Raw genomic sequence first — 24313 nt, forward strand, 5'->3', positions numbered from 1 at the left:
AGGCTGCTTCCAGTTTACGGCTTGAATAGATGTTGCTCACATAACCATAAACGAGCACTTTAAGAAGCATCTGCGGGTGATAACTCGAAGACCCGATCGTGTGATAGGCTGAATGAAGCGGCTCTAAACTGATGCTATTGATCACATCGTTGACCACCCGACAAGCATGGTCTTTGGAGATTAACTCATCTAAACTTGGAGGAAGCAGCATTAATTGCTGCTGATTATAAGGCTTGAAGGTAGGTTGTCGTCGGGCCATCTTTCCTGGATTGCTAATACCTAAAGATAATCAATCACAGAAAATCGGCAAAGCCCATATAACAAAAGAAGGTGCCTTTTTGAGACACCCTCATTTTTTTGTTATCTCATAGGTAAATGGATCTCGGTCATCATGCATCGCGCCGAGCCGCCCCCGTTACCTTCAATGACCGAAAGGTCGGTGTGAAGGAGCAGGGCGTAATCGTCGAGCCGGTCTTTCTGCCGGGGCGTCAGCGATTCATAGGCTTGCGTGGACATGACCAGGAACTTGTCGCCTTTTCCGTTTCGTACCATCAGCATATTGCCCGCGAAACGCCGCATTTGTTCTAATGATATTTCAATCACCTCCTTATGCGTTTCTTCGAGCACCGATCGGACCATTAAGCGCTCGTCGGGATCTTTGATGGCTTCCAGGCATACGACGGCGAAAATGTCGCCCACGCACATGAGCACGTTGGTGTGGTAAATGGGTTTGTCGTGCTCGTCGGAAGCGGAGAATGTGATGATTTCATAACCTAATGCGTCCGCGAATGCGTCGAGCACCTCCTTGTGCGTGCGCGGGGACAGGCATGCGTAGGCGATCTTGTAGCGGCGGTCGAAAACCATACTGCCGGTACCTTCGAGGAATTTGCCCTGCGCTTCGAAATGGGTCAGGTCGATCACTTCCTCTACTTTGAAATCGCCGGCCAGCGAGTCGATAATGTCGATACGGCGTTCCAGGCGGCGGTTTTCGGCCATCATCGGGTACAGTACCACTTTCCCGCTCTGGTGAAACGAGATCCAGTTGTTGGAAAAAACGGCGTCGGGGCGTTCTACCTCGTCGGTATCGTCGAAAATATGCAGTTCCAGACCGGCTTTTTGCAGCTGGTCGATCATCAGGTCGAATTCTTCGCGGGCCGTTTCCTGGGCTGTGCCTTTGGTTTGCTGCGCGAAAAACTCCTGCTGAAACTCGTTGCTTCCGGCGGTTTCCTCATTGAAACCGAACCGCACGGGCCTGATCATCATGATCCGGCATGTCGACTGCGGCTGGATTTGAGCGGATGAAGTGATGACGCGCATAGGAGTTTTGGGTAATGATTGGAAATGTATGGTCAGAAGAAAATGTCAGGTATTGCACTCTATGCAATTTACGATTCTGGCGGCTTGATTACAAGACTAAACCCGCAACAAAGGCATGCTCATGCAATGCGAGCCGCCGCGTGCGCGGGAGAGCTCGGCGGAGGGCAATGTGATGAACGTATCGGTTAGGTCTTCGGGCGTTAATTCGTTGTGTTCGAATTTTTCGAGAAGCCTTTTGGCGGTTATTACCTTAAAACCTTCTTTTTTGAATGCTTCGAGCGTCTTGTCGTTCCGGTCGTAGCCGATTACAACGCCGTCGCGCAATGCAAGCAGGTTGCAGGAATCGGTCCATTGTTCGCGCTCGCCGTAGGGAAATTCATTTCCTCCCGAATACACGAAACGCACGCGGCCTGTTACGCCGAGATCGTCGCGGCTGATTTCGGTCAGCAGGTCTTCCAGGTTCTCGATTTCCCGCGGCTGTTGTTCATTGCCTTTCACAAACTGCAAAATCCTGAACTCCTTATTTACATCCACCGGCGCGAAGAAATGCAACACGTCTTTTTTCCTCGACTCGTCACCTACGCGGGCGAGCGAGCTCAGAAGCACCCAGGTATCCTTTTTAACCTGCGTAAAAATCGTGTCGATGTGCATGTAATCCCGTTTTTTAGGGATTTTGATAATGGTAATCTTTTCAACTACATTTTTATCAAACAAAATCTTCATCACCTGCTGCGCGGCATAAATGGAGGTGCGTTCGCTGCAACCGATCAGCAAATGCCCCGGCGCAACCATCATCACATCCCCGCCTTCGAGCGTGCAGCGCTGGTAGTCACTGGCTTTTTCATCGTCGGGCAACAGGAAATGCCGCTCGTTTTCAGGTATTTCGATGATATTTTGTTTTAAATGGGCAAACATCGGATGGTAAAAAAACACGAACTGCGCCAGGATAGATTCCCTCGTTCGCGCCGCTTTGGCAGGCTTATTGAGCAGGATATGATCATTAATGACAATGCCGATGTCGCGAGTAAAAATCAGGTTCGGCAGCGGCGCGAAAAGCATTCTTTTATCCGAACAATATCCTGAAATGAAAATGCGCGCCAGTTCGTGGGCGTCGAAACGGTGTAGCTCTTCCTGGATCTGGTACGAGCAGCGTTCGATACCGCAAATGGCGGCGGTGAGCTTAATGCGCGTACTTTCGTCTTCTAATATGTCTCCTAACAGCCTTTGAATATCCACCACACGATCGGAGGCGAAGTATTTGTCGGTACCAGGAATGAAGAAGGAGCGCGTCGGGTCGTCGTTGATAGCACTCAGCTTGCCTTTGATCTTTTCGGGGTCGAGGAAGTAGAGGAGCAGTTTTACATAGTAATCGTACTCTTTTCTGCGCATGGTATCGAGGTGCACGATGTCCTCGAAAAGCCAGTCTTGCGCCTTGCTGGGTACTACTTTGCCCAGGCCGCGATCGGGGCTGTGGATCAGCAGCCTTTGGAGAGTACCGGTTTCGGAGGATACGCCGACGGGAAACCCGGATGTCGGATCATTAGTCATAAATGAAGTGTTTGGAACGCTGGGGGCACAAAGTAAATGTTTCTTCGGGAATTAAAAACCGGGCTTTCTTCAACCCGTTTATTCTCTGACCGTTTAAGGCATAAATATCTCCGCTGCGGGAACATCCTGCCACTTAAATAGGTTGTACAAAATGAGTGGCCCGCCATTTAAGACATTGACGCTCATTTTCATTTACGGCTAATGCGTATTACTTTTGCGGGAAATTACCACGAACTATCTTTTAAGTATAAATACAGTTATGCTCTCTATTAATGACTTGCGTGCCTCCATTGAAGGTAAGGAAATATTAAAAGGCATCAATCTGGAAGTCAAGCCGGGTGAAGTGCATGCAATTATGGGGCCCAACGGTTCCGGCAAAAGTACTTTGGCTTCGGTATTGGCAGGAAGGGAAGAGTACGAGGTTACTGGCGGAAATGTAGTTTTCGAAGGAAAGGAAATTCTGGAACTGGCTCCCGAAGAAAGAGCTGCGGAAGGTATTTTCCTGGCATTCCAATATCCGGTAGAAATTCCGGGCGTTACGACCATCAACTTCTTGAAAACGGCTGTTAACGAAATCCGTAAATATAAAGGTGAAGCTCCCCTGGATGCCGCACAGTTCCTGAAAATGGTGCGCGAGAAAGCCAAGTTGGTGAGTATGAACGACTCCCTGCTGAAACGTGCATTGAACGAAGGCTTCTCCGGCGGTGAGAAAAAACGTAATGAGATCTTTCAAATGGCGGTACTCGAACCGAAACTGGCAATCCTTGATGAAACGGATTCAGGTTTGGATATCGACGCATTGCGCATTGTAGCCGAGGGTGTTAACTCTTTGCGTTCACCAGAGCGTGCGACCATTGTGGTGACGCACTATCAGCGTCTTCTGGATTACATCGTGCCTGATTACGTACACGTATTGTACAAAGGTCGCATCGTGAAATCCGGACCGAAGGAGCTTGCCCTTGAACTGGAAGAAAAAGGTTACGATTGGATCAAAGCGGAAGTTGAAGCGGTAGGTTAAGTAAAAGACGCATTGTCAACCCGAAACTTAACCCCATACAGCACCATACCCCATTATCGATGAGTACCGAGACCATAGATTTAAAAACCAGACTGATCACTGATTTTCATGCCCGCGAGGCCGTGATGAACGGTGAGGCGTCTTCTGAATTCCACCAGAAAAAGCGCGCAGGGCTGGCTCGTTTTGAGCAATTAGGCTTCCCTACGATCAAGCACGAGGAGTGGAAATATAGCAATGTAAGGGACCTTATCAGTGTTTCTTACGATTTCAACGCGGAAAGCTCCATCGGCCTTGCCGAGCTGGAAGACCTGAAAGTGCCGACCCAGGAGGCTAACATCCTCTATTTTGTAAATGGCCGCTACAATGAGAAACTGTCGACGATCATTTCTCCAACCGGTCAGATCACGATCAGCTCACTGGCTGACGCTTACAAAAACGATCCTGCGAAAGTGGCATCGTATTTCAACGAGCTTACCAAAGACGCCGACGATGCATTTACAGCATTGAACACTGCATTCACACAGGATGGCGTATTTATCCATATTCCTGATAATCAGTCGGTAGAGCACCCGATCATCCTGCGTTTCGTGAGCGATGCGCGTGAGAAGAACGTGGGAAGCCAGCCGCGGAATATCATTTCAGTAGGTAAAAACTCGCATGTGAAACTGGCGGAGGCGTTCCGGACGCTGGGCGACCAGCGCTCGTTTACCAATGCGGTAACCGAGATCCAGGTAGCCGAAGAAGCCAACGTACAATATTATAAAGTACAGAACGAGAGCGAGAATGCATACCACATCGGCACCACGCAGGTGCGCATGCTCGACCGCTCGCATTTCTACGCGGGTACCGTTACGCTGAATGGCAAATTCACGCGCAACAACCTGAATATTGTCCTGGACGGCGAACATTGCGATGCGCATATGTACGGCCTGTACTTTCCGGATGGCTCGCAGCATGTTGATAACCATACCGTTGCCGACCACCAGAAGCCCAATTCGGAAAGTAACGAGCTTTATAAAGGTATTTTAAGGGATAAATCGAAAGGTGTTTTCAATGGAAAGATCTTCGTTCGCCCTGATGCGCAGAAAACCAATGCATTCCAGTCTTGTAAAAACATCGTTCTGTCTCCGGACGCGACGATGAACACCAAGCCGCAGCTGGAAATCTTTGCCGACGATGTAAAGTGTTCACACGGTACGACAACCGGCCAGATCGACGAGGAAGCGTTGTTCTATATGCGCTCGCGTGGAATTTCGCAGCCGGAAGCGATGTCGCTGCTGATGTTCGCATTCTGTGCCGACGTAGTTTCGCAAATCAAGATCGATTCGGTTCGGGAATACCTCGAAAACGTGATCACGCAGAAGCTGGCTTCAAAATAGCTTTGAACGGATTTAATTATCCGAATTAATACATTTCCTGGTACCCAACCGCCATTTTTGGGGTTGGGTATTTTTCTTAAATGACGAATCACAATGAGCCAAAATCTCAATATCGCATCCATCCGCAACGACTTCCCGATTTTGAACGAAGTCGTCAATGGCAAACAACTCGTCTATTTCGATAACGCCGCAACGACTCAAAAGCCGAGGCTGGTACTGGACGCACTGGCGGGTTACTATGAGCATTACAATGCCAATATCCACCGCGGCATTCACCACCTAGCCGAAAAAGCTACTTCCGCATTCGAGCAGTCGCGGAAGCGTTTGCAGGCGTTTTTGAATGCGGCGCATTCTGAGGAAATCATTTTTACTTACGGAACGACGGACGGTATCAACCTGGTAGCGTCTTCGTACGGCAGGAAGTTTTTGAAAGAGGGCGATGAAGTGATTATTTCAACCATGGAGCACCATTCGAACATTGTGCCCTGGCAAATGCTCTGTGAAGAAAAAGGCTGCATTCTGAAAGTGATCCCGATCAACGACGAAGGCGAGTTGCTGATGGACGAATATGAGAAGCTGCTCTCCGAGAAGACCAAATTCGTCTCTGTAGTGCACGTTTCCAATGCTTTGGGTACCATTAACCCGATCAAGGAAATCATCGCCAAAGCCCACGCAGTAGGCGCGAAAGTGCTGATCGATGGCGCCCAGGCCAGTTCACACATTGAAATTGATGTGCAGGACCTGGATTGCGACTTTTATTCGCTTTCACTCCACAAAATATATGGCCCTACCGGCATGGGTATCCTGTACGGAAAAAGGGATTTGCTGAATGCAATGCCTCCTTACCGGGGTGGCGGCGAGATGATCAAAGAGGTTACCTTCGCCAAAACGACCTATAACGAGCTGCCCTACAAGTTCGAAGCGGGTACGCCTAATATTGCAGATGTAGTTGCCGCCAAATTCGCATTGGATTATGTAGATGCATTGGGTAAACCGAATATCGCAGCCTATGAGAACGAGCTGCTGGCTTATGCGACCGAAGCAGTGAAAGAAATTGAAGGATTGCGGATAATCGGTCAGGCGAAAGAGAAAGTGAGCGTATTATCCTTCGTGATCGACGGCATTCACCACCAGGATATCGGCGTTTTGCTCGATCAGCAAGGTATTGCCGTTCGCACGGGCCACCATTGCACGCAGCCTTTGATGAACCGCTTCAACATCACCGGAACCTCACGCGCTTCGTTTGCTGTTTACAACACAACCGAGGAGATCGACAAGCTTGTTCAGGGGCTCCATAAGGTGAAGCGGATGTTGGGATAATTTTTTAAATTACTGGCATTGTTTCATTTTAACTATACACGCATGATGAACAAGACAGTAGAAGAAGCCAAACGGTACGTAAACAATGCAAAGGATCTCTTGCGGGAAAAAGCGGGGAAAGAAAACGGAGTTTATCAGGAAAGAAAGTATGTCAGACTAGCCGGACATTCAGCTTATTTAGGTGTTTTGTTAGCTTTGGATAGACTGTTGGGAGTGAGGAGCGGAAGGCGTAAAAGTGTAGAATGGTATCAGGAGCAGCTCCGTAAGACTGACAGGAAATTACTTGACTCCTTCAATTCGGCATATGATACCTTGCATCTCGCAATGGGTTACGACGGTAACATATCAGCGGGGGTTTCCGCTGACGGAATAACAACGGCTGAAAGTATTATCAACTGGGTTGAGACGCGCACGGCGGAGGCTTGATTTAATGCATTGCTATTCAATGTTTGATACTGAACTTGCAATAACATAATAATTCACGTTTTCAACTATTCACGCATTATGAAAGACAATTTAAAAGAAGCAAGAAGATATCTCAACAATGCCAAAGAAATGTTAAGCCAGAAGGCTAAGAAGGAAGGCAAGTTTTATCAGGATAAGAAATATATCAGGTTGGCCGGACATGCAGCTTATTCAGGTGTTTTGATAGCGTTGGATAATGTTCTGGGAAATAAGGACAGCGGCAGGAAAAGCGTCGATTGGTATAAATCCGAACTAGCTAAACTGGATAAAAAAGCACTGACTGCATTCAATGGTGCTTATGAAACTTTGCACCTGGCCATGAGCTACGACGGAAACATCGTTGCAAATGTTTCAAAATCTGGAATTGAACTGGCTGATTCCATTATCACCTGGGCAGAAACCCGCACGGCGGCAGCTTAAATAGATTATTACAATGACCATAAACGAAACACAGGACGAACTAATTTCGGATTTTGAATTGTTTGATGACTGGGAGAGCAAGTACGAGTTCATCATCGATCTCGGAAAGCAGTTCCCGCCATTGGAAGAACAGTACAAAACCGAGGATAATATTATCAAAGGATGCCAGTCGAGGGTGTGGCTGAATGCTTACATGGATGGCGGGCTTTTGAAATTTGAGGCGGATAGCGATGCGATTATCGTGCGCGGGCTCGTGAGTATGCTGGTGAAGGTACTGTCGGGGCATACACCCGAGGAGATCGCCAAATCCGAAGTGTATTTTATGGAAAAAGTCGGTTTGCACCAGCATTTGGCACAAACCCGTTCCAACGGACTCGCGGCGATGCTGAAACAGATGAAAGCGTATGGCTTTGCATATCAGGCCAAATCAGTGAATGCATAACAATTTATATAGACCTTGCGATGTCAGAGGAAGATTTGAAAGAAGAAGTTATCCGGGCCATTAAAACGGTTTACGACCCCGAAATTCCGGTGGACGTGTATGAGCTTGGATTGATATATGATCTGAAAGTGTTTCCGATCAATAATGTATTCGTGTCGATGACGCTGACGTCGCCTTCGTGCCCTTCGGCGGGAACGCTGCCCGGCGAAGTAGAGCAGAAGATCAGGGAAGTGGAAGGAGTGAACGACGTAAGCGTGGAGCTGACGTTCGATCCGCCGTACTCAACCGAAATGATGTCCGAGGAAGCCAAGCTCGAACTCGGGTTCATGTAAAATAGTAACAACAACTTTTAAACATTAACATATATGTATCCACCACAATTAGTGGCTCCCATGAAGGCCGAACTGACTAACGCCGGTTTTCAGGATCTGACAACCGCTGAGGAAGTCGATAACTTCATGCAAAATACCAAAGGAACTGCTTTGGTAGTGATCAATTCGGTATGTGGCTGTGCGGCGGGTGCTGCACGTCCGGGTGTGCGCGCGGCCCTCGCGGGAAGCGATGTGAAACCCGACCACCTGGCGACGGTGTTTGCAGGAGCTGACCTTGAAGCTACCGCTAAAATGCGTGAGTACACATTGCCTTATCCGCCATCTTCGCCCGCTGTTGCGCTGTTCAAAGACGGTGAGCTGATCCATTTCGTGGAGCGCCACCACATCGAAGGCCGCTCGGCCCAGATGATCGCTGAGCACCTGAAAATGGCTTTCGAAGAATTCTGCACGGAAGAGGCATAATTCGAAACTTGTTTAATGACTTGACGGCTACTTTCGATTACATTTGAAAGTAGCCGTCTGTTTTCAATACCTGCCGACATGAGAGGACATCGTTTCACGAAATACATTCCGCCTGAGCAAGGGCCCAACAGCAAGTTCGACCAGCTTTTTGATATTTTTCAACAGCTGCTCCTTATGACCTCGGGCGACGTTTCCGAGGCCATGTCGTGGCTGAGCCAACTCGACCGCCAGTATAACCTTACCAACGACTCCTACGGTATCGGCGATTTCTTCGATGACCTGAAAAAGAAGGGCTACGTGACCGAGGAAAAGCAGGAGGGCGAAAGCCGGCTCATTATGACGCCGAAAGCTGAGAAAAGCATTCGTAAAAGTGCATTGGATGAGATTTTTGGTAAACTGAAAAGGTCTAAATCCGGCGGTAACCATCACACGCCTCACCTGGGCGCGGGCGACGAGCTCACGAGCGACATCCGCGATTTTCAGTTTGGCGATACGCTCGATCAGATTTCGATGACCGAGTCCATCAAAAATGCACAGGTCAATCACGGGATCGGTGATTTTATGCTGATGGAAAACGACCTGGAAGTGGTGGAGCGCGAGCAGAAAACCACAACTGCCACCGTCGTCATGATCGATATCAGCCATTCGATGATCCTGTATGGCGAAGACCGCATTACACCTGCCAAAAAAGTGGCGCTGGCATTGGCGGAGCTGATCCGGACCAAATATCCCAAAGATTCGCTCGATATCATCGTTTTCGGCAATGACGCCTGGCAAATACAGTTGAAAGACCTGCCTTATCTCGAAGTAGGTCCCTACCACACGAACACCGTGGCCGGTTTGGAGCTCGCAATGGATATTCTGCGCCGCAAAAAGACGCGTAACAAGCAGATTTTCATGATCACAGACGGTAAACCGACGTGTCTCAAAGAAGGTATACGCTACTACAAAAACAGCTTCGGCCTCGATCGGAAGATCATCAACAAAACGCTTACATTAGCCGCGCAATGCCGCCGGCTCGACATTCCGGTAACGACCTTCATGATCGCGACCGATCCATACCTGAAACAATTCGTGCAGAATTTCACTCAGGTCAACAATGGCCGTGCCTATTACAGCAACTTGCAGGGGCTAGGGGGCTTTGTACTCGAAGACTTTCAGCGGAACCGGAGGAAGAACGTCAAGTAAAGTCAGGCGTTGTCAAGTTTGGTCGGGTATTGTCATTTGTAGTCAGGTAGTGTCAGGTGTGGTCATGTATTGTCAAACATTCATTTGAGAAATCCATATTTCTACTGACAATACCCGACCAAACTTGACTACAATGACAATACCTGACCACACCTGACCAAAAACGTTTCACCGTTTCGCACCGACTGAAATCATATTCGCGAACAGGCGGTATGCGCCGGTTACGCCTGCGGGAAGCTCCCGGAAGAACGAGAGGCCGGTGTAAATGTAATGTCCCTTGCCGTATTGCGCATAAAGTGTGCTGCCTTCTCGGGCGGGTTCATCTTTATCGTGGGCAGAAAATAGCGCGGCGTAGTTCTTCTTGTCCCAATCCTGCGCGAAATACAGCCCGCGCTCCTGGATCCAGCCTTCGAAATCCTTTTGCGTGATTTTATTAGGGTAATTCATAATCGGGTTCTCCGGTTGCAGGAACTGCATTTCCGCATCTTCCTCAGTCACACGTTCGCGACCCAGCTCGATATTGAACGGGCCTATTTGCTTCACTTTCTGGCCACCTGGAATGGTATACTGCACCACCATTGTGCCGCCGTTTTTGACATAGTCCATCAGTTTGGCCTGATAATTGTTCAGGTAAGCCTCCGTGTTGTAGGCCCTTACACCCACTACGATCGCGTCGTATACATTCAGGTCTTTCGCGAGTGCCGCCTCGTTGAGCATCGTTACCTGGCAATCCATTTGGCGTAATGCAGTAGGCACATCGTCGCCTGCGCCGGCAATGTAGCCAATGTTTTTGGCGGCCGTTTTTACATCTATTTTAGCCAGTTTCGCAGAAGATTCGGGGAAAAGTGTTTGGCTGGGAATGTGCTGGTAGGCAATTGTTTTTACCGACTTATCATAATTTTTACCATCCACAATCGCCACTGCTTTGATCACAGCTTCCTGATTACCAGTCGGCGGCGTAATCACGAATGAGAAATACTGCTGCTGGTATTTGTTGGTTAAATTGAATTCCGCAGATTCGGGAACGGCTTTCCAACCTGCTGGAACCACTGGCTTCAATGTGCCTTTTACATTGCTGCGCTGCGCCTCCACGATGATATTGACTGTTTTTGCTTCCATCGAAGGAAATATGAAAACAGGTTCGGTAATGGTCGTGGTAACCAACGGCCGAATCTCAAATGGCCGGTAAATTTCGCCTTCCGCCGGGTCAACGGATTTGTAAACCCACGGTCTTTCAAACACAAACTCCTGTCCGCCGATTTCGAACTTGTAGCTGGTTTTCGTTTCCGGCCGGTTTTCGGGATAGCCGATATCCTGCTGGCTATCAATCTGGAAAATGCCGCGCTCGATCGGTTTTTCGAGCCAATAGGGCTGTGTGGTTTTCAGATCGGCAGGTAACAATGCCTTTTTGGGAAATGCATTCATTTCATTGGTACCCAAAGCAAGGTTCAAAACGCTATCCGCCGATTTGCCGGTCCAATGCAGCGAAACGAGTTTCACAGGGTAGTCGGAACGTTTGACAATGCCGATATTAATGCGCGCCTCGTCGCCGGCGACGCCCGAAAAGTCATTAGGATTAGTTTCAAACCAAAGCCCCGCGCATTGCTGGATCAGGTCCTTCACTTCCTCTTTTTTTGCTTTAATATAAATGTTGCCCGAATCCAGCTTATTGAGCTCGGCATTGATTTTCAAAAGCTCCGGAATGGAAGCGGACGGCTTGTTCACCGAATAATTTTTAATGGCAGCCGCAATGAGCGCGTGTACTTTTTCACTTCCTTTTACACGTTTCCAACTCACATCAACACCGTCGAATAGATTCTTCCCGGCCGGCGTGCCTACCTTGTGCAGGAAGAAATCGATGCGATCGCCGCGTTGCGGAGCGCTTCCGAAGCCCTGGCTGCGGTGCTGGCTACGGCTTAATGCAGCTATTTCAGTATAAGATTTGCCTAAAACCGGGTTGTAGCCACCGATTGCAATCGAAATGAAAGGGCTTTTCTCCTCGCTGGGCGCTTTATTGGTGAAGCCGGGTGTGAACGTGTTCCAGACGAGGCGCTTGGTTTGCCAGGTTTTCACAAATCTCAACTGGTTGGGGTAGGCCTTCGGATCGGCGGCGAGGTTGAAACCTTCTTCGGCCAGGTATGCCGAGGTCTGGTGGTGACCGTGACCTGCGCGCGGGTCGGGGGGGAAGCGGGTAATAATCACGTCGGGCTGGAATTTGCGGATCATCCATACCACGTCGCCGAGCACCTTGTCGCGGTCCCAGAAGTGCAGCGTTTCATCGCGGGTTTTGGAAAAACCAAAATCATATGCCCGTGAAAAGAACTGCTGTGCGCCGTCGATGCGCCGTGCCGCCAGCAATTCCTGGGTACGGATCACACCGATATTGTAGCCCTGCTCGGCGCCGATGAGGTTCTGGCCACCATCGCCGCGCGTGAGGGAGAGGTAGCCGGTACGCACAAGCTGGTCCTTCGATAAGTAGGAGAGCATCAGCGTATTCTCGTCGTCGGGGTGGGCCGCGATGTAGAGCACGGATCCCAGTACATCGAGTTTTTTAATGTTCTGAAAGATTTCACTGGACGAGAGGGCGGGTGTCTGCGCGAAAAGCCGGGTGGCAAACAGTACGAGTACGAGCGTAAAGAAACGATGCATAACGGGTTAAGGTGGTTGATTTGGGCCGGTCAAAGGGTCCAGGTCAGTACATAGTCTTCAAATGTATCAAATTGAACCTGTATCGTTTCCGGAAGATCTCCTTTTTGCAGATTAACTTCAAAACGACCGTTTTGGTTGCCGGAAAACGGATTAATCGTGATATGTTTTTTCAGGTCGATGGAAGCGTCGCCGGCATATTTGAATACCGATTCCTTGGCTGACCAGATCAGGTGCATTTGTACATTGTTATCCAGATCGGCCCATTGCAGCTCCAAATCATTCAAAAAATAGAATGCGCCCTTTGAAATCGAAGGCTTCATCTGCTGAATATCGATCCCCACAGATGCGCTCTTGCGCAGGTATACACACACATATGCGCCCGAATGCGACATCGAAATTTCGATTTCCGACCCGATAATGTGCGGCTTACGTTCCGCATCATAGCCGATCACTGCATTGGTTCCCAGCATTTCTTTCAGCAACACCCTGCAAGCCAGCCATTCCTGCTTTCGCTTCTCCTTGGAAATCCCCTCGGATTTTTGCATTTCAGAAGTCGGCAAATCGAGCATTCCGAGCAACGCTTCCCACGGTTCCGTCATGCGCCAAAGCCCCAGTTTTGCTGCCGGTGAAATGGTTTTTATAGAAACGATGCCCATTTATTGCTAATTTTGGTACCCGATGCGGCGTCACATGATGCGCCGTTCTGCTGATTTTATGTGGCCTAAAAACAAAGTCCTGCGTTCCGCACTCAAAGCATTCTCCATTTTCTTTCTGATCATCGGGATACTCTTCGGATTATTCCTCTGGCGTATTCGCGTGCCGAAGCCGGAGCTTGAAAGTACTAAAACTGTCGAAAGTTACAAGCGCGAACAAGTGGGGGAGAACCATTACCGCGTGGGCAACAACTGGCTACGGAAGAACAAACACGGCATTTGGGAAATGTACCTGGAAGGCGCGCCTTACGAGCGCGGACTGGTTTACGGCATTCTCGCGAAGGAGTTGATGGAAAAGCAGGAGGTACATTTCGTGGGCCAGATCAGGGAAATGATACCGAGCGCGATGTTCCTGCAAGTGCTGAAGGGTTTTGTGGGCTGGTTTAACCGTGATATTTACAAATACATTCCCGAGGAAAACCAGCAGGAGATTTACGGCGTTTCTCAGTCCTTCTCGGACCAGTTCAACTACATCGGGCCCAAATATTACCGCATTCTCAACTACCACGCGGCGCACGACATCGGCCACGCGCTCACGGATTTGAATATGGTAGGTTGCACCTCGTTTGCCGTCAACCATTCGCTCACCAGGGATTCTACACTGCTCATTGCCCGCAACTTCGATTTCTACATGGGCGATGCATTTGCCGAGGACAAGCTGATCGTCTTCATGAATCCTGACAAAGGCTATAAATTCGCTTCTTACGCCTGGGCCGGGCTTACGGGTGTGGTTTCGGGGATAAATGAAAAGGGCATTACGGTCACTTTAAATGCTTCCAAATCGGATATCCCTTTCGGAGCGAAAGAGCCTATTTCTATTTTGGCAAGGGAAATTCTCCAATATGCGGGTACCATTGAAGAAGCGCGGAAAATCGCTTCCAAAAGCGAGACATTCGTTTCCGAATCGCTGCTGATAGGCTCGGCGGCGGATGATAAGGCGGTGATTATCGAGAAATCGCCCCAGAAAATGGATGTGTACGATTCGGGTAAGGATGCGCTCGTGTGTGCCAACCATTACCAGAGCAATGCATTCGTGAAGGATTCGGTGAATATCAATAATATCAAGGATACGGATTCCAAGGCGCGCTTCGACCGGATGACGCAGCTCATGGGCCGTTCGTACCCGATGGACGTGAACCAGGCCGCTGCTATTCTGCGCGATCAGAAGGGTGTCGACGATAAATTCATCGGTTATGGCAATTCGAAACTGCTTAACCAGCTCATTGCACACCACGGCATTGTTTTCAAACCTGCTAAAAAGGAATTCTGGATTTCGGCGCCGCCCTACCAGCTCGGGGAGTTTGTGGGGTACGACTTAAACCGCATTTTTGCACAAAAAGGTCATTTTCAGTCATTTGATTCGCTGGATATCGGCCGTGATCCGTTCCTCGAATCCGCTGACTATAAAAAGTTTGAGGCATTTAAATCAGTGAGGCAGAAAATTACTAAATATGTAATGCTGGACACGCCGCTTTCGCTGACGCCCGGGGCCGAGAATGAATTTATTGCCAATAATGCGCAGAGTTATCTTCCTTATTTTTTCCTCGGACAGTATCATCAAAAGAAAGGCGATTTCGGCAAAGCGATCGGCTATTACGAGCAGGCTTTGAAACACGAGGTTTCTTCCTTGAACGAGGAAAACTCGATCCGCGAACGGATAGCCGAAAGTAAGCAGGGCAAACATTAATGCATTTTACGCATATTGAGCTTATCCATACCAACTTTTGATTGCCATGAGTCCCGAAACACAGCAGCCCGCGTTGCAGCAGCTTTTGTTGCACGTTTCCAACTATTCAAACTACTATAAGCGACTCTTTCGCGAACACAACATTCATGTGGATGCGATTAAAACGGTGGCCGATTTAGCACAACTGCCGTTTACTACCAAAGACGACCTCGCGCAATACAACGACGACTTCCTATGCGTGCCCAAAAGCCGCATTACCGATTTCGTGACCACGTCGGGCACGCTCAGTGATCCGGTGGCATTCTACCTCACCGATTCGGATGTCGAAAGGCTTGCAACGAACGAATCGGAATCGTTCCGGTGCGCCGGTGGCTCGGAGAACGACATTTACCAGCTCATGACCACCATCGACCGCCGCTTTATGGCAGGGCTCGCGTACTGGATGGGTGCGCGCAAAATGGGAGCGGGGATGATCCGCGTGGGCCCGGGAGCGCCGTTCCTGCAATGGGAGTCGATCCAGCGGTTTTCGCCGACGGTAATTATCGCTATTCCTTCATTTATTCCCCGGCTGATCGATTACGCCGTCGCCAACGAGATCGATTTCACCGCTTCGAGCATTCAATCCATCATCTGCATCGGCGAGCCGATCCGTAACCCGGATTTTTCACTAAACGAGCTGGGCAAGCGTATTACCTCGCAGTGGGACGTGAAGCTGTATTCTACCTACGCGTCTACCGAAATGGGTGCGGCGTTCACCGAATGCGGCGAAGGTAAAGGCGGCCACTTGAACCCCGATTTGCTGATCCTCGAAGTAGTAGATGACGAAGGTAATGCGGTGAAAGACGGCGAACTCGGCGAAGTGGTGGTGACGACGCTTGGCGTGGAAGGTATGCCGTTGCTGCGCTACAAAACCGGCGACCTTTGTAATGTGTATTACGAGCCTTGTTCGTGCGGGCGCACGAGCCCGCGCCTGGGGCCGGTCGTGGGACGGAAGCAGCAGATGATCAAATTCAAGGGTACCACCATATTTCCGCCGGCATTATTCGACGTGCTGGACGCCGTGAAGGAAATCGATTTGTACCAGGTGGTCGTATCTAAGAACGAGTTCGGGAACGACGAGATTACCGTGGTGCTTCCGATGCAATTGCAGACTTCCGCATTCAGGGAAACCATGCATTCATTGTTTAAATCCAGGCTTCGCGTATCACCCGCATTAACTTTCGTAACCACTGAAGAACTAACTTTCCGGATCTACAAACAGGAGAAACGCAAACCTGAGAAATTGATCTATATTTGAACCCTCTGTTACCATAAAAATAAAATTACTATCATGAAAAAGTTTATTTATGCGTCTGCAATGGCCATTTCGTTCCTGGCGGCAGATGCAGCAATTGCCCAGCGTGTCGACCTGCGTTCCGGTGACGTGGGCGTGTTGTCTGGCCAGAAAACGGTCAATGTAGAGTACGATTATTCGGAGTTTGGCGTGGGGAAATTTGCTACGGAGCAAGAGTACCTGGATAAGAAATCGGCCGAGTACAATGCGAAGGAAGCCGGCAAAGGCGATACCTGGAAAAAGGCATGGGTAGAAGACCGCAAGGCCCGCTACGAGCCCAAGTTCGAAGAGCTGTTCAACAAAGGACTGGAAGACAAAGGCATTACCGCCGTAAAGGCCCGCCCCGACGCGCAATATACCCTGATCGTGAAAACGAAATTCGTCGAGCCCGGCTTTAACGTGGGCGTGATGCGCAAGAATGCTTATGTCGATTACGAAATCGATCTCGTGGAATCGGCTAACAAATCCAATAAAGTTGCTGAAATTGGAATGAGAAATGTTCCGGGAGGTCAATTCGCAGGATTCGACTTCGATACGGGCACCCGCATTGCGGAGTCCTATGCGAAAGCGGGCAAATCCCTGGCGGCGTTTCTGGACAAAAAACTGAAATAAACTAAACGTTCCAAATACTCCCAGTTATGAAAAAGTTACTACTGATCGCATTTGTGTTGTTCAACGTGGCGACCGTCGCTAATGCCGACAACACCATGGCCGACCTCTTCGCGGGCAAAACCAAGCTGGTTTTCCTGGGCCTTGATTTTACACAAGCCAAATACATTGGTAAAATTGGTTTTACCGATCCAATGGCTATTCAAAACCAGCATATCGTAAGCTGGAACAACCTGATCGAGCTCGAACCCAAAAAATTCTCCCTGCAAAAAGCATTTAGCCTCAAAGACGACCAGTACAAGTCGAAAGTAGAGGATATGGTGACTTTGAATAAATCGGTAAATGTGGAGAAAAACATTACCGACGACGAGTACAGCATTACCGAAGACCAGGTGAAGAAATCGGTTGCCAAATATTCGCTGAGCGAAAAGGACGGAATCGGTGTGGTGTACGTGGTGGAAAGTCTCAATAAAAACGCGGAGAAATTGGTTGCCTGGGTTACATTCATCGACCTTGCCACTAAAAAGGTGATTCATACCGAAAAAGTGGAAGGCAAAGCGGGCGGTTTCGGTTTCCGGAATTACTGGGCCGGCGGCGTTTACAAGATCAACCAGGAGATCGATAAAAATCTTTATAAAAAGTGGAGCAAATCGTTCAAAGCTTAAAAAGTAAATAGATTTTCTTATTTTTAAAGCTCAGATTAGTTACCGATACCATCTCATTCTTTCGTAAGCTGTGATCTGTTTGCCTGCGTCTGGTGAACGTTCACAGCTTACTGTTTAAAATCACTAACCTGTTATTGTGCGCATAGCCAACTCGTTTTTCCTGCTGCTGATCTGCCTGCTTTTTACAAGTTGTGGTAAAATGCTCTACCGTTCTGCGGCAAAGGCATTCACGAAGGGGGCGAAGGAAGCTCCCTATGACGCGATTATCGTCCCCGGCTTCCCCTACAACGGCGAGAAATGGGACATGGTGCACCAGCTGCGCATTCATTGGGCCCACTACCTGTATTCAAAGGGTTATACCAAAAACGTCATCTTTTCGGGCGGCGCGGTGGCAACTCCCTATATTGAAAGCCGGGTAATGGCCAACTACGCGGAGGCGCTAGGCATTCCGCGCGAGCATTTGTTTACCGAGGAAAAGGCCCAGCACAGCACGGAAAACGTATATTATTCCTACCGCCTTGCAAAAGACCTCGGCTTTTCGAAAATTGCGCTTTCCACAGATCCCATCCAGACAAGCTACATGAAGAAGTTCATCAAGAAGTTTGAGCTTCCGATAGGTTTGTTGCCGACGGTGATCGATACGGTGAAAACGATAAATGTGTATGAGCCGAAGGTTGACCAGAGCAATGCAATGGTGAAGGAAGGCTTCGTAAAGCTGTCGGACAAGGAAGGTTTCTTCAAACGCTTCCGGGGCACAATGGGCAAATACATTGTCTGGCATGAAGAAGATCTGAAAAAAGCGAAATACAGAAGGAGATACAAGGATCGGATGATACCCTCTTCCGAACAATCAGGGAACAATAAAAGCGTACAATGAAAAAAGAATTGTCGGCTATTGAAGCCAAGTATGAAGCACAGAAGATAGCGTTTGGCCCGATGTATTTCCAGTCGGTGGTGGCGCTCAGGGACCTGGGCATTTTGCAGTACATCAGCGAAAACCGCAAGGGAGTAAGCGTCGCCAACATCATCGAAAATGTGAATGTCTCGGAATACGGCGTGACCCTCTTGCTGGAAGCGGCGGAAATCCTGGGCGTGGTGGAAATAGAAAATGATGTTGTCAAGATCAGCAAGATCGGTTTCTTCCTGTTGAAGGACGAAATGACGCGCGTGAACATGAATTTCATGAAGGACGTGTGCTACCTTGGCGCAAACCATATGACGGAAAGCATCGTCAACGGCAAGCCCGAAGGCCTGAAAGAGCTGGGCAACTGGCCGACGATCTACGAAGGGCTCTCGATTTTGCCCGAGCCCGCAAAAACTTCCTGGTTCGAGTTCGACCATTATTATTCCGACAATGCATTCCCGGACGCGCTGAAAATCGTGTTTGCCAAAAAGCCGAAAACGCTTTTCGATATCGGCGGCAATACCGGCAAATGGTCGTTCGCATGCTGTGACCACGATGCGGATGTGAGGATTAAAATACTCGATCTGCCGGTGCAGCTGAATGTCGCACGTGCGAATGCAACCGAACGCGGCCAGCTCGACCGCATCGATTTCCACGCGATCGATCTGCTTGATACAACACAGAAAATCCCCCAGGGCGCCGATGCGATCTGGATGAGCCAGTTTCTCGACTGCTTTTCAAAAGAACAGATTGTAGCTATCCTCGAAAATGCCTTCCAGGCGGCTTCGGAAAACACCACTTTGTACATTCTGGAACCATTTTTTGATAACCAGAATTATCCTGCTGCGCATTATAGTCTGGTGGCGACATCATTGTATTTTACAATCATGGCCAACGGCAACAGTAAAATGTACAGGATCGGCGTGATGAAAGAACTGGTATGCCAGGCTGGGTTTGAAGTAGTTAAAACTTATCCATTGATTGGCGACAGTTATCATACGATTCTGGAATGCAGGAAAAAGGCATAATGCCTGATCCTTTTATATCCGGAATACGTAAATATTGATTGTTATGAAGCGAATGGCGGCGGTTTGCCTTGGTCTTCTGCTCGCGGTAGCCTTTGCGGCCCAGGCACAGATCGACAAGGGAATTTATTACAAAGCATTGTCGGGCGGCGAGGAGGAATCGATCGATAAGGTACTCGCGAAGCTCGAAACGGAGAAGTCGTCATCGAAAGTGAATGCCTACAAAGGCGCATTGACGATGAAAAAGGCGGGTTTTGTGAAAGGGGTAGGAGGCAAAGTGAAGACTTTCAAAAAAGGCGCACATTTGCTCGAAGACGAGATTAAAAGTAACCCGGGCAATACCGAGTTCCGCTTCCTGCGCCTCACGGTACAGGAGCACGCGCCGGGAATTTTGAAATACAATAAGGAAATAGATGCCGATAAACAGGCGGTCGTTTCGGGCTATGATAAGCTGGACGCCGACCTCAAAAACGTCATCGCCGATTACGCGAAGGATTCGAAGGTATTGAAAGAATCGGATCTCAAATAGGAATGCATTAACAGGATTTTTGCTGCTCAATGAAAAACATACTAGTTGTAAACTACTCTCAGTCAGGTCAGTTGAATGAAATTATTGATCAGTTCCTGACACCGTTTCAGCCTGAAACAGTAGAGCGATTAGAGATTTTTCCGGCCAACCCTTTTGTGTTTCCCTGGACATCGGATGAGTTTTTCGATAAAATGCCCGAATGCGTGCAGGAAGACGTGATCGAATTGCAGCCGCTGCATTTCGGTGCGGAACGTTACGATTTGATTGTGTTGGGTTATCAGCCCTGGTTTTTGTCGCCGTCTCTTCCGATAACATCACTCCTGCACAACCCTGGCTTTAAAGCCAGGGCAATGGGCGGGACGCCTGTCGTCACCGTGATCGGCGGCCGGAATATGTGGCTCAACTCGCAGGAAAGCATCAAAAAGCTGATCGCCGATGCGGGCGGGAAGCTGGTGGGAAATATTCCGCTGATGGACCGCGTTTCCAATCTCGTCAGCGCCGTAACCATCCTGCATTGGATGCTTACGGGCCGTAAAGACCGCAAATGGGGCATTTTCCCGAAGCCAGGCGTGAGCGACGAAGACATTCAAAGTGCCTCGCGTTTCGGGACGATCGTCAAAAAGGCATACGATAGCAAGGAGTATGCCGGTTTACAGAAGGAAATCATGGCCACGGGCCTTATCAACATACCCACGGATATCCTTTTTATCGAAGGCAGGGCGAAGAAACTGTTCAGGATCTGGGCGAATCTGATCAAAACAAAAGGTACCACACCTGAAAAGCGGAAGCGCTTGGTCGGGTTTTTTAAATACTACCTGCTGGTGGCCCTTTTTATGGTGGCGCCGGTGCTGGTAACCGTGTACCGGTTGCTGGTCGCACCGCTTACCGCCAATGCGATTAAGAAGAAAAAAGAATACTTTTGTGGTGTAGAAACCAAATTATAATGTCAGAAGCATATATTACCAGGATTGCCAAGTTTTTACCGAATGAGTCCGTTTCCAACGAGGAAATGGAAGAATACTTAGGATACATCAACGGAAAACCTTCCAAATCAAAAGCTATTGTTTTGCGCAATAACGGTATCAAAAACCGCTACTACGCATTGCGCAAAGATGGAACGCCTACGCACACCAATGCGGAAATGGCAGCGCTGGCCATCAAGGACCTTTTCAAAAATAACCCGGCGGAAATCGGCGAAATGGATTTGCTGAGCTGCGCTACGTCGAGCCCCGACCAGCTGATGCCTTCGCACGGCTCGATGGTGCACGGCCATTTACCCGAAGCCGCGTCGATCGAAGTGGTATCGCCTTCAGGCGTGTGCTGCGCGGGGATGCACGCATTCAAATATGCCTACATGTCCGTGAAGTTGGGAGAGAAGGAAAAGGCGGTTGCCTGTGCTTCGGAGCGACTCTCAACCGTATTGCGCTCGGACCAGTTCGAGGATGAAATCCAGCAACTTACACGCCTGGAAAAGAACCCGTTTCTCGCATTTGAAAAGGATTTCTTGCGCTGGATGCTTTCAGACGGCGCAGGTGCATTCCTGGTGGAATCGGCTCCCAACAAAGAAGGTATTTCATTAAAAATAGACTGGATCGAAGGCTGCTCGTACGCCAACGAGGTGGAAGCGTGCATGTACATGGGCGCCGACAAGCTGGAAGACGGTACATTGGTGAGTTATAAGGATTTCACCGCCGAAGAGATCCAGGAGCGTTCGGTATTGAGCATCAAACAGGATGTGAAGCTATTAGGTGAAAAAATTGTTAAATTAGGTTTCGCCAAACTCAAAGATATTCTGGTCAAAAAAGGGGTAACCATCGACGATGTGAGCTATTTCCTGCCGCATTTGTCGAGCTATTTCTTCGAAGCCAAAATCGACGAATTTTTCAAGGAAAACGGTATGCCTATTCCAAAGGAGAAATGGTATACCAACCTCGTAACGAAAGGCAACGTAGGCGCCGCTTCCATTTACATGATGCTCGAAGAGGTGTTCAACAGCGGGGCTTTGAAAAAGGGCGAAAAAATATTGCTGGCAGTACCGGAGAGCTCACGCTTCTCGTACATGTTCTGCCTGCTCACCGTGTGCTGAAAACATACATAAGCTGCCCATATTCATGAAAAAGGAAGACCTTCCGCAAGATCCCGGCGCGCTCGATAAATTTACCCGGGAAGTTTGCTACGTCAAGAACGACGACGGCAAGTACGAAACCGCATTGAGCAAAGGCTGGGATGTGAAAAAACAGGCGCTCGACAGTGCCTGGGAGGAGGTCAACGAGCGGGTAGAAGAGGCGCGCAAGGCAGTGGCGAATGGGGAAAAAAGCCCGGTATACTATTTTATGGAACTTCGCCTGATGGATTTGCCGGTCTTGTCGGGTTACACGGGAATCTTCCCGTTTTTTATCAAACGACATTTCAAACCATCCGTTTTTAAAGATCTCAGCGAACGAAAACTGGAAAAATACGCCAGGGCTTTCGACATTACTGTGAGCGAATTGAAAAATTTTAAAGGTTGATCCAGTGAATATTGATAGTCAAACGGATGAGTTCCATCACGTACAAACAGCCCATTGCGAGAACGGCGTTACCACGGCATTGCTGCGGTACCACGGCCTCGATTTCATGACCGAGCCATTGGCATTCGGCATGGGTTCCGGCCTGTTTTATATACAAATACCTTTTCTGACGGTCAACAATGGCCCGGCGATCTCGTTCCGGACCATGCCCGGTGCGATCTTCAAACGCACCTGCAAATCGCTGGGCGTGGAGGTAACCCGCAAGAAATTCTCGAACCCGGCTTCGGCGGAGGCATTTCTGGATCAAAAAGTGAAGGAAGGCGTGCCGGTAGGCTGCCAGGTGGGGGTTTTTCACCTCACTTATTTTCCCAAAGAATACCGCTTCCATTTCAATGCGCATAACCTGATCGTTTTCGGAGAGGAAAACGGGCGCTACCAGATCAGCGATCCGGTCATGGAAGATGTTACCTCGCTTTCAAAAGAAGACCTTTCCCGCGTGCGTTTTGCGCAAGGCCCGCTGGCCCCGAAAGGGCATATTTATTTCCCCGAAAAGATAAAACCGGTTACCGACGATATGATCCGCAAAGGCATTGTGTCCGGCATCCGCCGCAACGTCCGCGATATGCTGAGCATTCCGGGCAATTTTGCGGGCGTGAACGGTATCCGCCATACTTCCAACCATGTTCGCAAATGGCGCGATAAGCTGGGTTTGCGTAAAGCGAGTTTGTATTTAGGTCAAATCGTGCGGATGCAGGAGGAAATCGGTACTGGTGGGGGCGGTTTCCGCTTCCTCTACGGCGCATTCCTCGAAGAAGCCGCCGCCTATTTGCAGGACGACCGGGTGGCCAACATTTCCGAGGATTTCACCAAAGCCGGCGACATGTGGCGTTCGAGCGCCATCAAAATGGCGGGCGTGTACAAAGGCCGCCTGACCGAACAGAAAGACTTCGAAGAAATCGCCGACATGATGCTGGATATACGCATGGTAGAGAAAGAGGCATTTCAGAAGCTTTCCAGCCTGAAACTGGGTAAATAAGTGCGGACGGATATGGCGGGTCAGGTGTGCATTGCGATCAGGGACGTGTATAAGCGTTACAAATCCGCCCAGGAAGATAGCCTTTCCGACGTTTCGCTGGACATTATGCAGTCGGACGTATTCGGATTGCTTGGTCCGAACGGGGCAGGTAAAACCACGCTGATCTCCATTCTCTGTGGCATTATTCCTGTTTCTTCCGGCGATGTTCAGTTTTTTCACAATAACAAGCCCTATTCCGATCACGAAAGGAAAAGCCGCATTGGTTTTGTCCCGCAGGAATATGCTTTTTACCAGGAACTCACGCCGCGCCAGAACCTCGATTATTTCGGGGCGATGTATAATCTCTCCAAAATCAAGCTGGAAGAGCGCCGGGAGCATTTGCTGGAAGTATTAGGACTTGAAAAAGCGGCCGACAAGAAGGTAGGGACGTTTTCGGGTGGTATGAAGCGCCGCGTGAACCTCGCGATAGGGATTATCCACGAGCCGGAAATCCTCTTTCTCGACGAGCCGACGGTAGGGGTGGACGTGCAGAGCCGCAATGCGATTATTCGCTACTTGCAGCAGATCAACGAGGCAGGGACTACCATTATTTATACTTCGCACCATATGTCGGAAGCGGAGGAATTTTGTAAAAATATCGCGCTGATCGACCATGGTAGGGTTATTGCAGCAGGCGGGTTGCAGCATTTGAAAGCCGTACACGAAGTAGACAATCTGCAAACATTGTTCATCAACCTGACCGGCGAAGAGTACCGCGATTAA

General features: G+C 49.2%; 26 protein-coding genes. 21 read left to right on the plus strand and 5 right to left on the minus strand.

The features are described 5' to 3' along the window. The 3 genes from BMW93_RS30020 to BMW93_RS30030 form a co-directional block, all read right to left on the minus strand. On the minus strand, positions 1–259 hold a 259-nt coding region (locus tag BMW93_RS30020), incomplete at its 3' end, for a transposase (RefSeq protein ID WP_143061745.1). Positions 260–360: 101 nt separating this feature from the next. Continuing rightward, positions 361–1317 carry a citrulline utilization hydrolase CtlX gene (gene ctlX, locus BMW93_RS30025; protein ID WP_090385323.1) on the minus strand — a complete coding sequence of 319 codons (957 nt, stop codon included), beginning with the start codon at positions 1315–1317 and terminating at the stop codon, positions 361–363. Between the two features lie 96 nt (positions 1318–1413). Further along, the gene (locus BMW93_RS30030) at positions 1414–2865 is read right to left on the minus strand and encodes an arginine deiminase family protein (protein ID WP_090385326.1); all 1452 of its coding nucleotides are present in this window, start codon (positions 2863–2865) and stop codon (positions 1414–1416) included. A gap of 259 nt (positions 2866–3124) precedes the next feature. Here BMW93_RS30030 and sufC point away from each other — a divergent pair, with 259 nt between their 5' ends. The 9 genes from sufC (at position 3125) to BMW93_RS30075 (ending at position 9891) form a co-directional block, all read left to right on the plus strand. Continuing rightward, positions 3125–3883, plus strand: coding sequence for a Fe-S cluster assembly ATPase SufC (gene sufC / locus BMW93_RS30035; protein WP_090385328.1), 759 nt, complete (start codon positions 3125–3127; stop codon positions 3881–3883). A gap of 59 nt (positions 3884–3942) precedes the next feature. Then, entirely contained in the window at positions 3943–5262 is a 1320-nt protein-coding gene (gene sufD, locus BMW93_RS30040; protein WP_090385330.1) for a Fe-S cluster assembly protein SufD, read from the plus strand. A gap of 93 nt (positions 5263–5355) precedes the next feature. Further along, complete coding sequence (locus tag BMW93_RS30045) at positions 5356–6582, plus strand: cysteine desulfurase (protein ID WP_090385333.1); 1227 nt, start codon at positions 5356–5358, stop codon at positions 6580–6582. A gap of 42 nt (positions 6583–6624) precedes the next feature. Continuing rightward, positions 6625–7008 carry a DUF5618 family protein gene (locus tag BMW93_RS30050; RefSeq protein ID WP_310590248.1) on the plus strand — a complete coding sequence of 128 codons (384 nt, stop codon included), beginning with the start codon at positions 6625–6627 and terminating at the stop codon, positions 7006–7008. Positions 7009–7086: 78 nt separating this feature from the next. Further along, the gene (locus tag BMW93_RS30055) at positions 7087–7467 is read left to right on the plus strand and encodes a DUF5618 family protein (RefSeq protein ID WP_015815210.1); all 381 of its coding nucleotides are present in this window, start codon (positions 7087–7089) and stop codon (positions 7465–7467) included. A 13-nt stretch (positions 7468–7480) separates the two neighbouring features. After that, positions 7481–7909 (plus strand): SufE family protein, encoded by a 429-nt coding sequence (locus tag BMW93_RS30060; protein ID WP_090385335.1) that lies wholly within the window; start codon positions 7481–7483, stop codon positions 7907–7909. 20 nt (positions 7910–7929) lie between these two features. Next, positions 7930–8241 carry an SUF system Fe-S cluster assembly protein gene (locus BMW93_RS30065; RefSeq protein ID WP_019944321.1) on the plus strand — a complete coding sequence of 104 codons (312 nt, stop codon included), beginning with the start codon at positions 7930–7932 and terminating at the stop codon, positions 8239–8241. A gap of 33 nt (positions 8242–8274) precedes the next feature. Further along, the gene (locus BMW93_RS30070; RefSeq protein ID WP_090385338.1) at positions 8275–8703 is read left to right on the plus strand and encodes a BrxA/BrxB family bacilliredoxin; all 429 of its coding nucleotides are present in this window, start codon (positions 8275–8277) and stop codon (positions 8701–8703) included. Positions 8704–8781: 78 nt separating this feature from the next. Next, positions 8782–9891 carry a VWA domain-containing protein gene (locus BMW93_RS30075; RefSeq protein WP_090148899.1) on the plus strand — a complete coding sequence of 370 codons (1110 nt, stop codon included), beginning with the start codon at positions 8782–8784 and terminating at the stop codon, positions 9889–9891. Between the two features lie 168 nt (positions 9892–10059). Here BMW93_RS30075 and BMW93_RS30080 read toward each other — a convergent pair whose 3' ends face one another. Together BMW93_RS30080 and BMW93_RS30085 are read right to left on the minus strand one after the other, a co-directional pair. Next, positions 10060–12540, minus strand: a complete 2481-nt coding sequence (locus BMW93_RS30080) for a PIG-L family deacetylase (protein ID WP_090385340.1) — start codon at positions 12538–12540, stop codon at positions 10060–10062. 29 nt (positions 12541–12569) lie between these two features. Then, a complete protein-coding gene (locus tag BMW93_RS30085; protein WP_090385342.1) occupies positions 12570–13196 on the minus strand; it encodes a 4'-phosphopantetheinyl transferase superfamily protein in 627 nt (208 codons plus the stop codon). A 34-nt stretch (positions 13197–13230) separates the two neighbouring features. Here BMW93_RS30085 and BMW93_RS30090 point away from each other — a divergent pair, with 34 nt between their 5' ends. The 12 genes from BMW93_RS30090 to BMW93_RS30145 all read left to right on the plus strand — a co-directional run bounded on the left by BMW93_RS30090 (position 13231) and on the right by BMW93_RS30145 (position 24313). Further along, on the plus strand, positions 13231–14940 hold the full coding sequence (locus tag BMW93_RS30090; RefSeq protein ID WP_229241013.1) for a C45 family autoproteolytic acyltransferase/hydolase: 1710 nt from the start codon (positions 13231–13233) through the stop codon (positions 14938–14940). A 46-nt stretch (positions 14941–14986) separates the two neighbouring features. Further along, a complete protein-coding gene (locus BMW93_RS30095; RefSeq protein WP_090385347.1) occupies positions 14987–16237 on the plus strand; it encodes a phenylacetate--CoA ligase family protein in 1251 nt (416 codons plus the stop codon). Positions 16238–16270: 33 nt separating this feature from the next. Continuing rightward, positions 16271–16885 (plus strand): hypothetical protein, encoded by a 615-nt coding sequence (locus BMW93_RS30100; protein WP_090385349.1) that lies wholly within the window; start codon positions 16271–16273, stop codon positions 16883–16885. A gap of 26 nt (positions 16886–16911) precedes the next feature. Next, positions 16912–17547, plus strand: coding sequence for a hypothetical protein (locus BMW93_RS30105; RefSeq protein ID WP_090385352.1), 636 nt, complete (start codon positions 16912–16914; stop codon positions 17545–17547). 136 nt (positions 17548–17683) lie between these two features. Further along, positions 17684–18424 carry a YdcF family protein gene (locus tag BMW93_RS30110; RefSeq protein WP_090385354.1) on the plus strand — a complete coding sequence of 247 codons (741 nt, stop codon included), beginning with the start codon at positions 17684–17686 and terminating at the stop codon, positions 18422–18424. Beyond that, positions 18421–19479: a methyltransferase gene (locus tag BMW93_RS30115; RefSeq protein ID WP_090385358.1), complete on the plus strand. Its 1059-nt coding sequence runs from the start codon at positions 18421–18423 to the stop codon at positions 19477–19479. Before BMW93_RS30110 ends, BMW93_RS30115 begins: the two co-directional genes overlap by 4 nt. A 43-nt stretch (positions 19480–19522) precedes the next feature. Continuing rightward, complete coding sequence (locus BMW93_RS30120) at positions 19523–20005, plus strand: hypothetical protein (protein ID WP_090385361.1); 483 nt, start codon at positions 19523–19525, stop codon at positions 20003–20005. A 29-nt stretch (positions 20006–20034) separates the two neighbouring features. After that, the gene (locus tag BMW93_RS30125; RefSeq protein ID WP_090385364.1) at positions 20035–20949 is read left to right on the plus strand and encodes a hypothetical protein; all 915 of its coding nucleotides are present in this window, start codon (positions 20035–20037) and stop codon (positions 20947–20949) included. Then, entirely contained in the window at positions 20949–22091 is a 1143-nt protein-coding gene (locus BMW93_RS30130) for a beta-ketoacyl-ACP synthase III (RefSeq protein ID WP_090385367.1), read from the plus strand. Before BMW93_RS30125 ends, BMW93_RS30130 begins: the two co-directional genes overlap by 1 nt. Before the next feature lie 25 nt (positions 22092–22116). Beyond that, complete coding sequence (locus tag BMW93_RS30135) at positions 22117–22515, plus strand: hypothetical protein (RefSeq protein ID WP_090385370.1); 399 nt, start codon at positions 22117–22119, stop codon at positions 22513–22515. A gap of 4 nt (positions 22516–22519) precedes the next feature. Continuing rightward, complete coding sequence (locus BMW93_RS30140) at positions 22520–23551, plus strand: BtrH N-terminal domain-containing protein (RefSeq protein ID WP_090385373.1); 1032 nt, start codon at positions 22520–22522, stop codon at positions 23549–23551. Positions 23552–23563: 12 nt separating this feature from the next. Beyond that, a complete protein-coding gene (locus BMW93_RS30145; protein ID WP_090385375.1) occupies positions 23564–24313 on the plus strand; it encodes an ABC transporter ATP-binding protein in 750 nt (249 codons plus the stop codon).

Origin of the sequence: Dyadobacter sp. SG02, from assembly GCF_900109045.1 — a bacterium.
Classification (GTDB): Bacteria; Bacteroidota; Bacteroidia; order Cytophagales; family Spirosomataceae; genus Dyadobacter.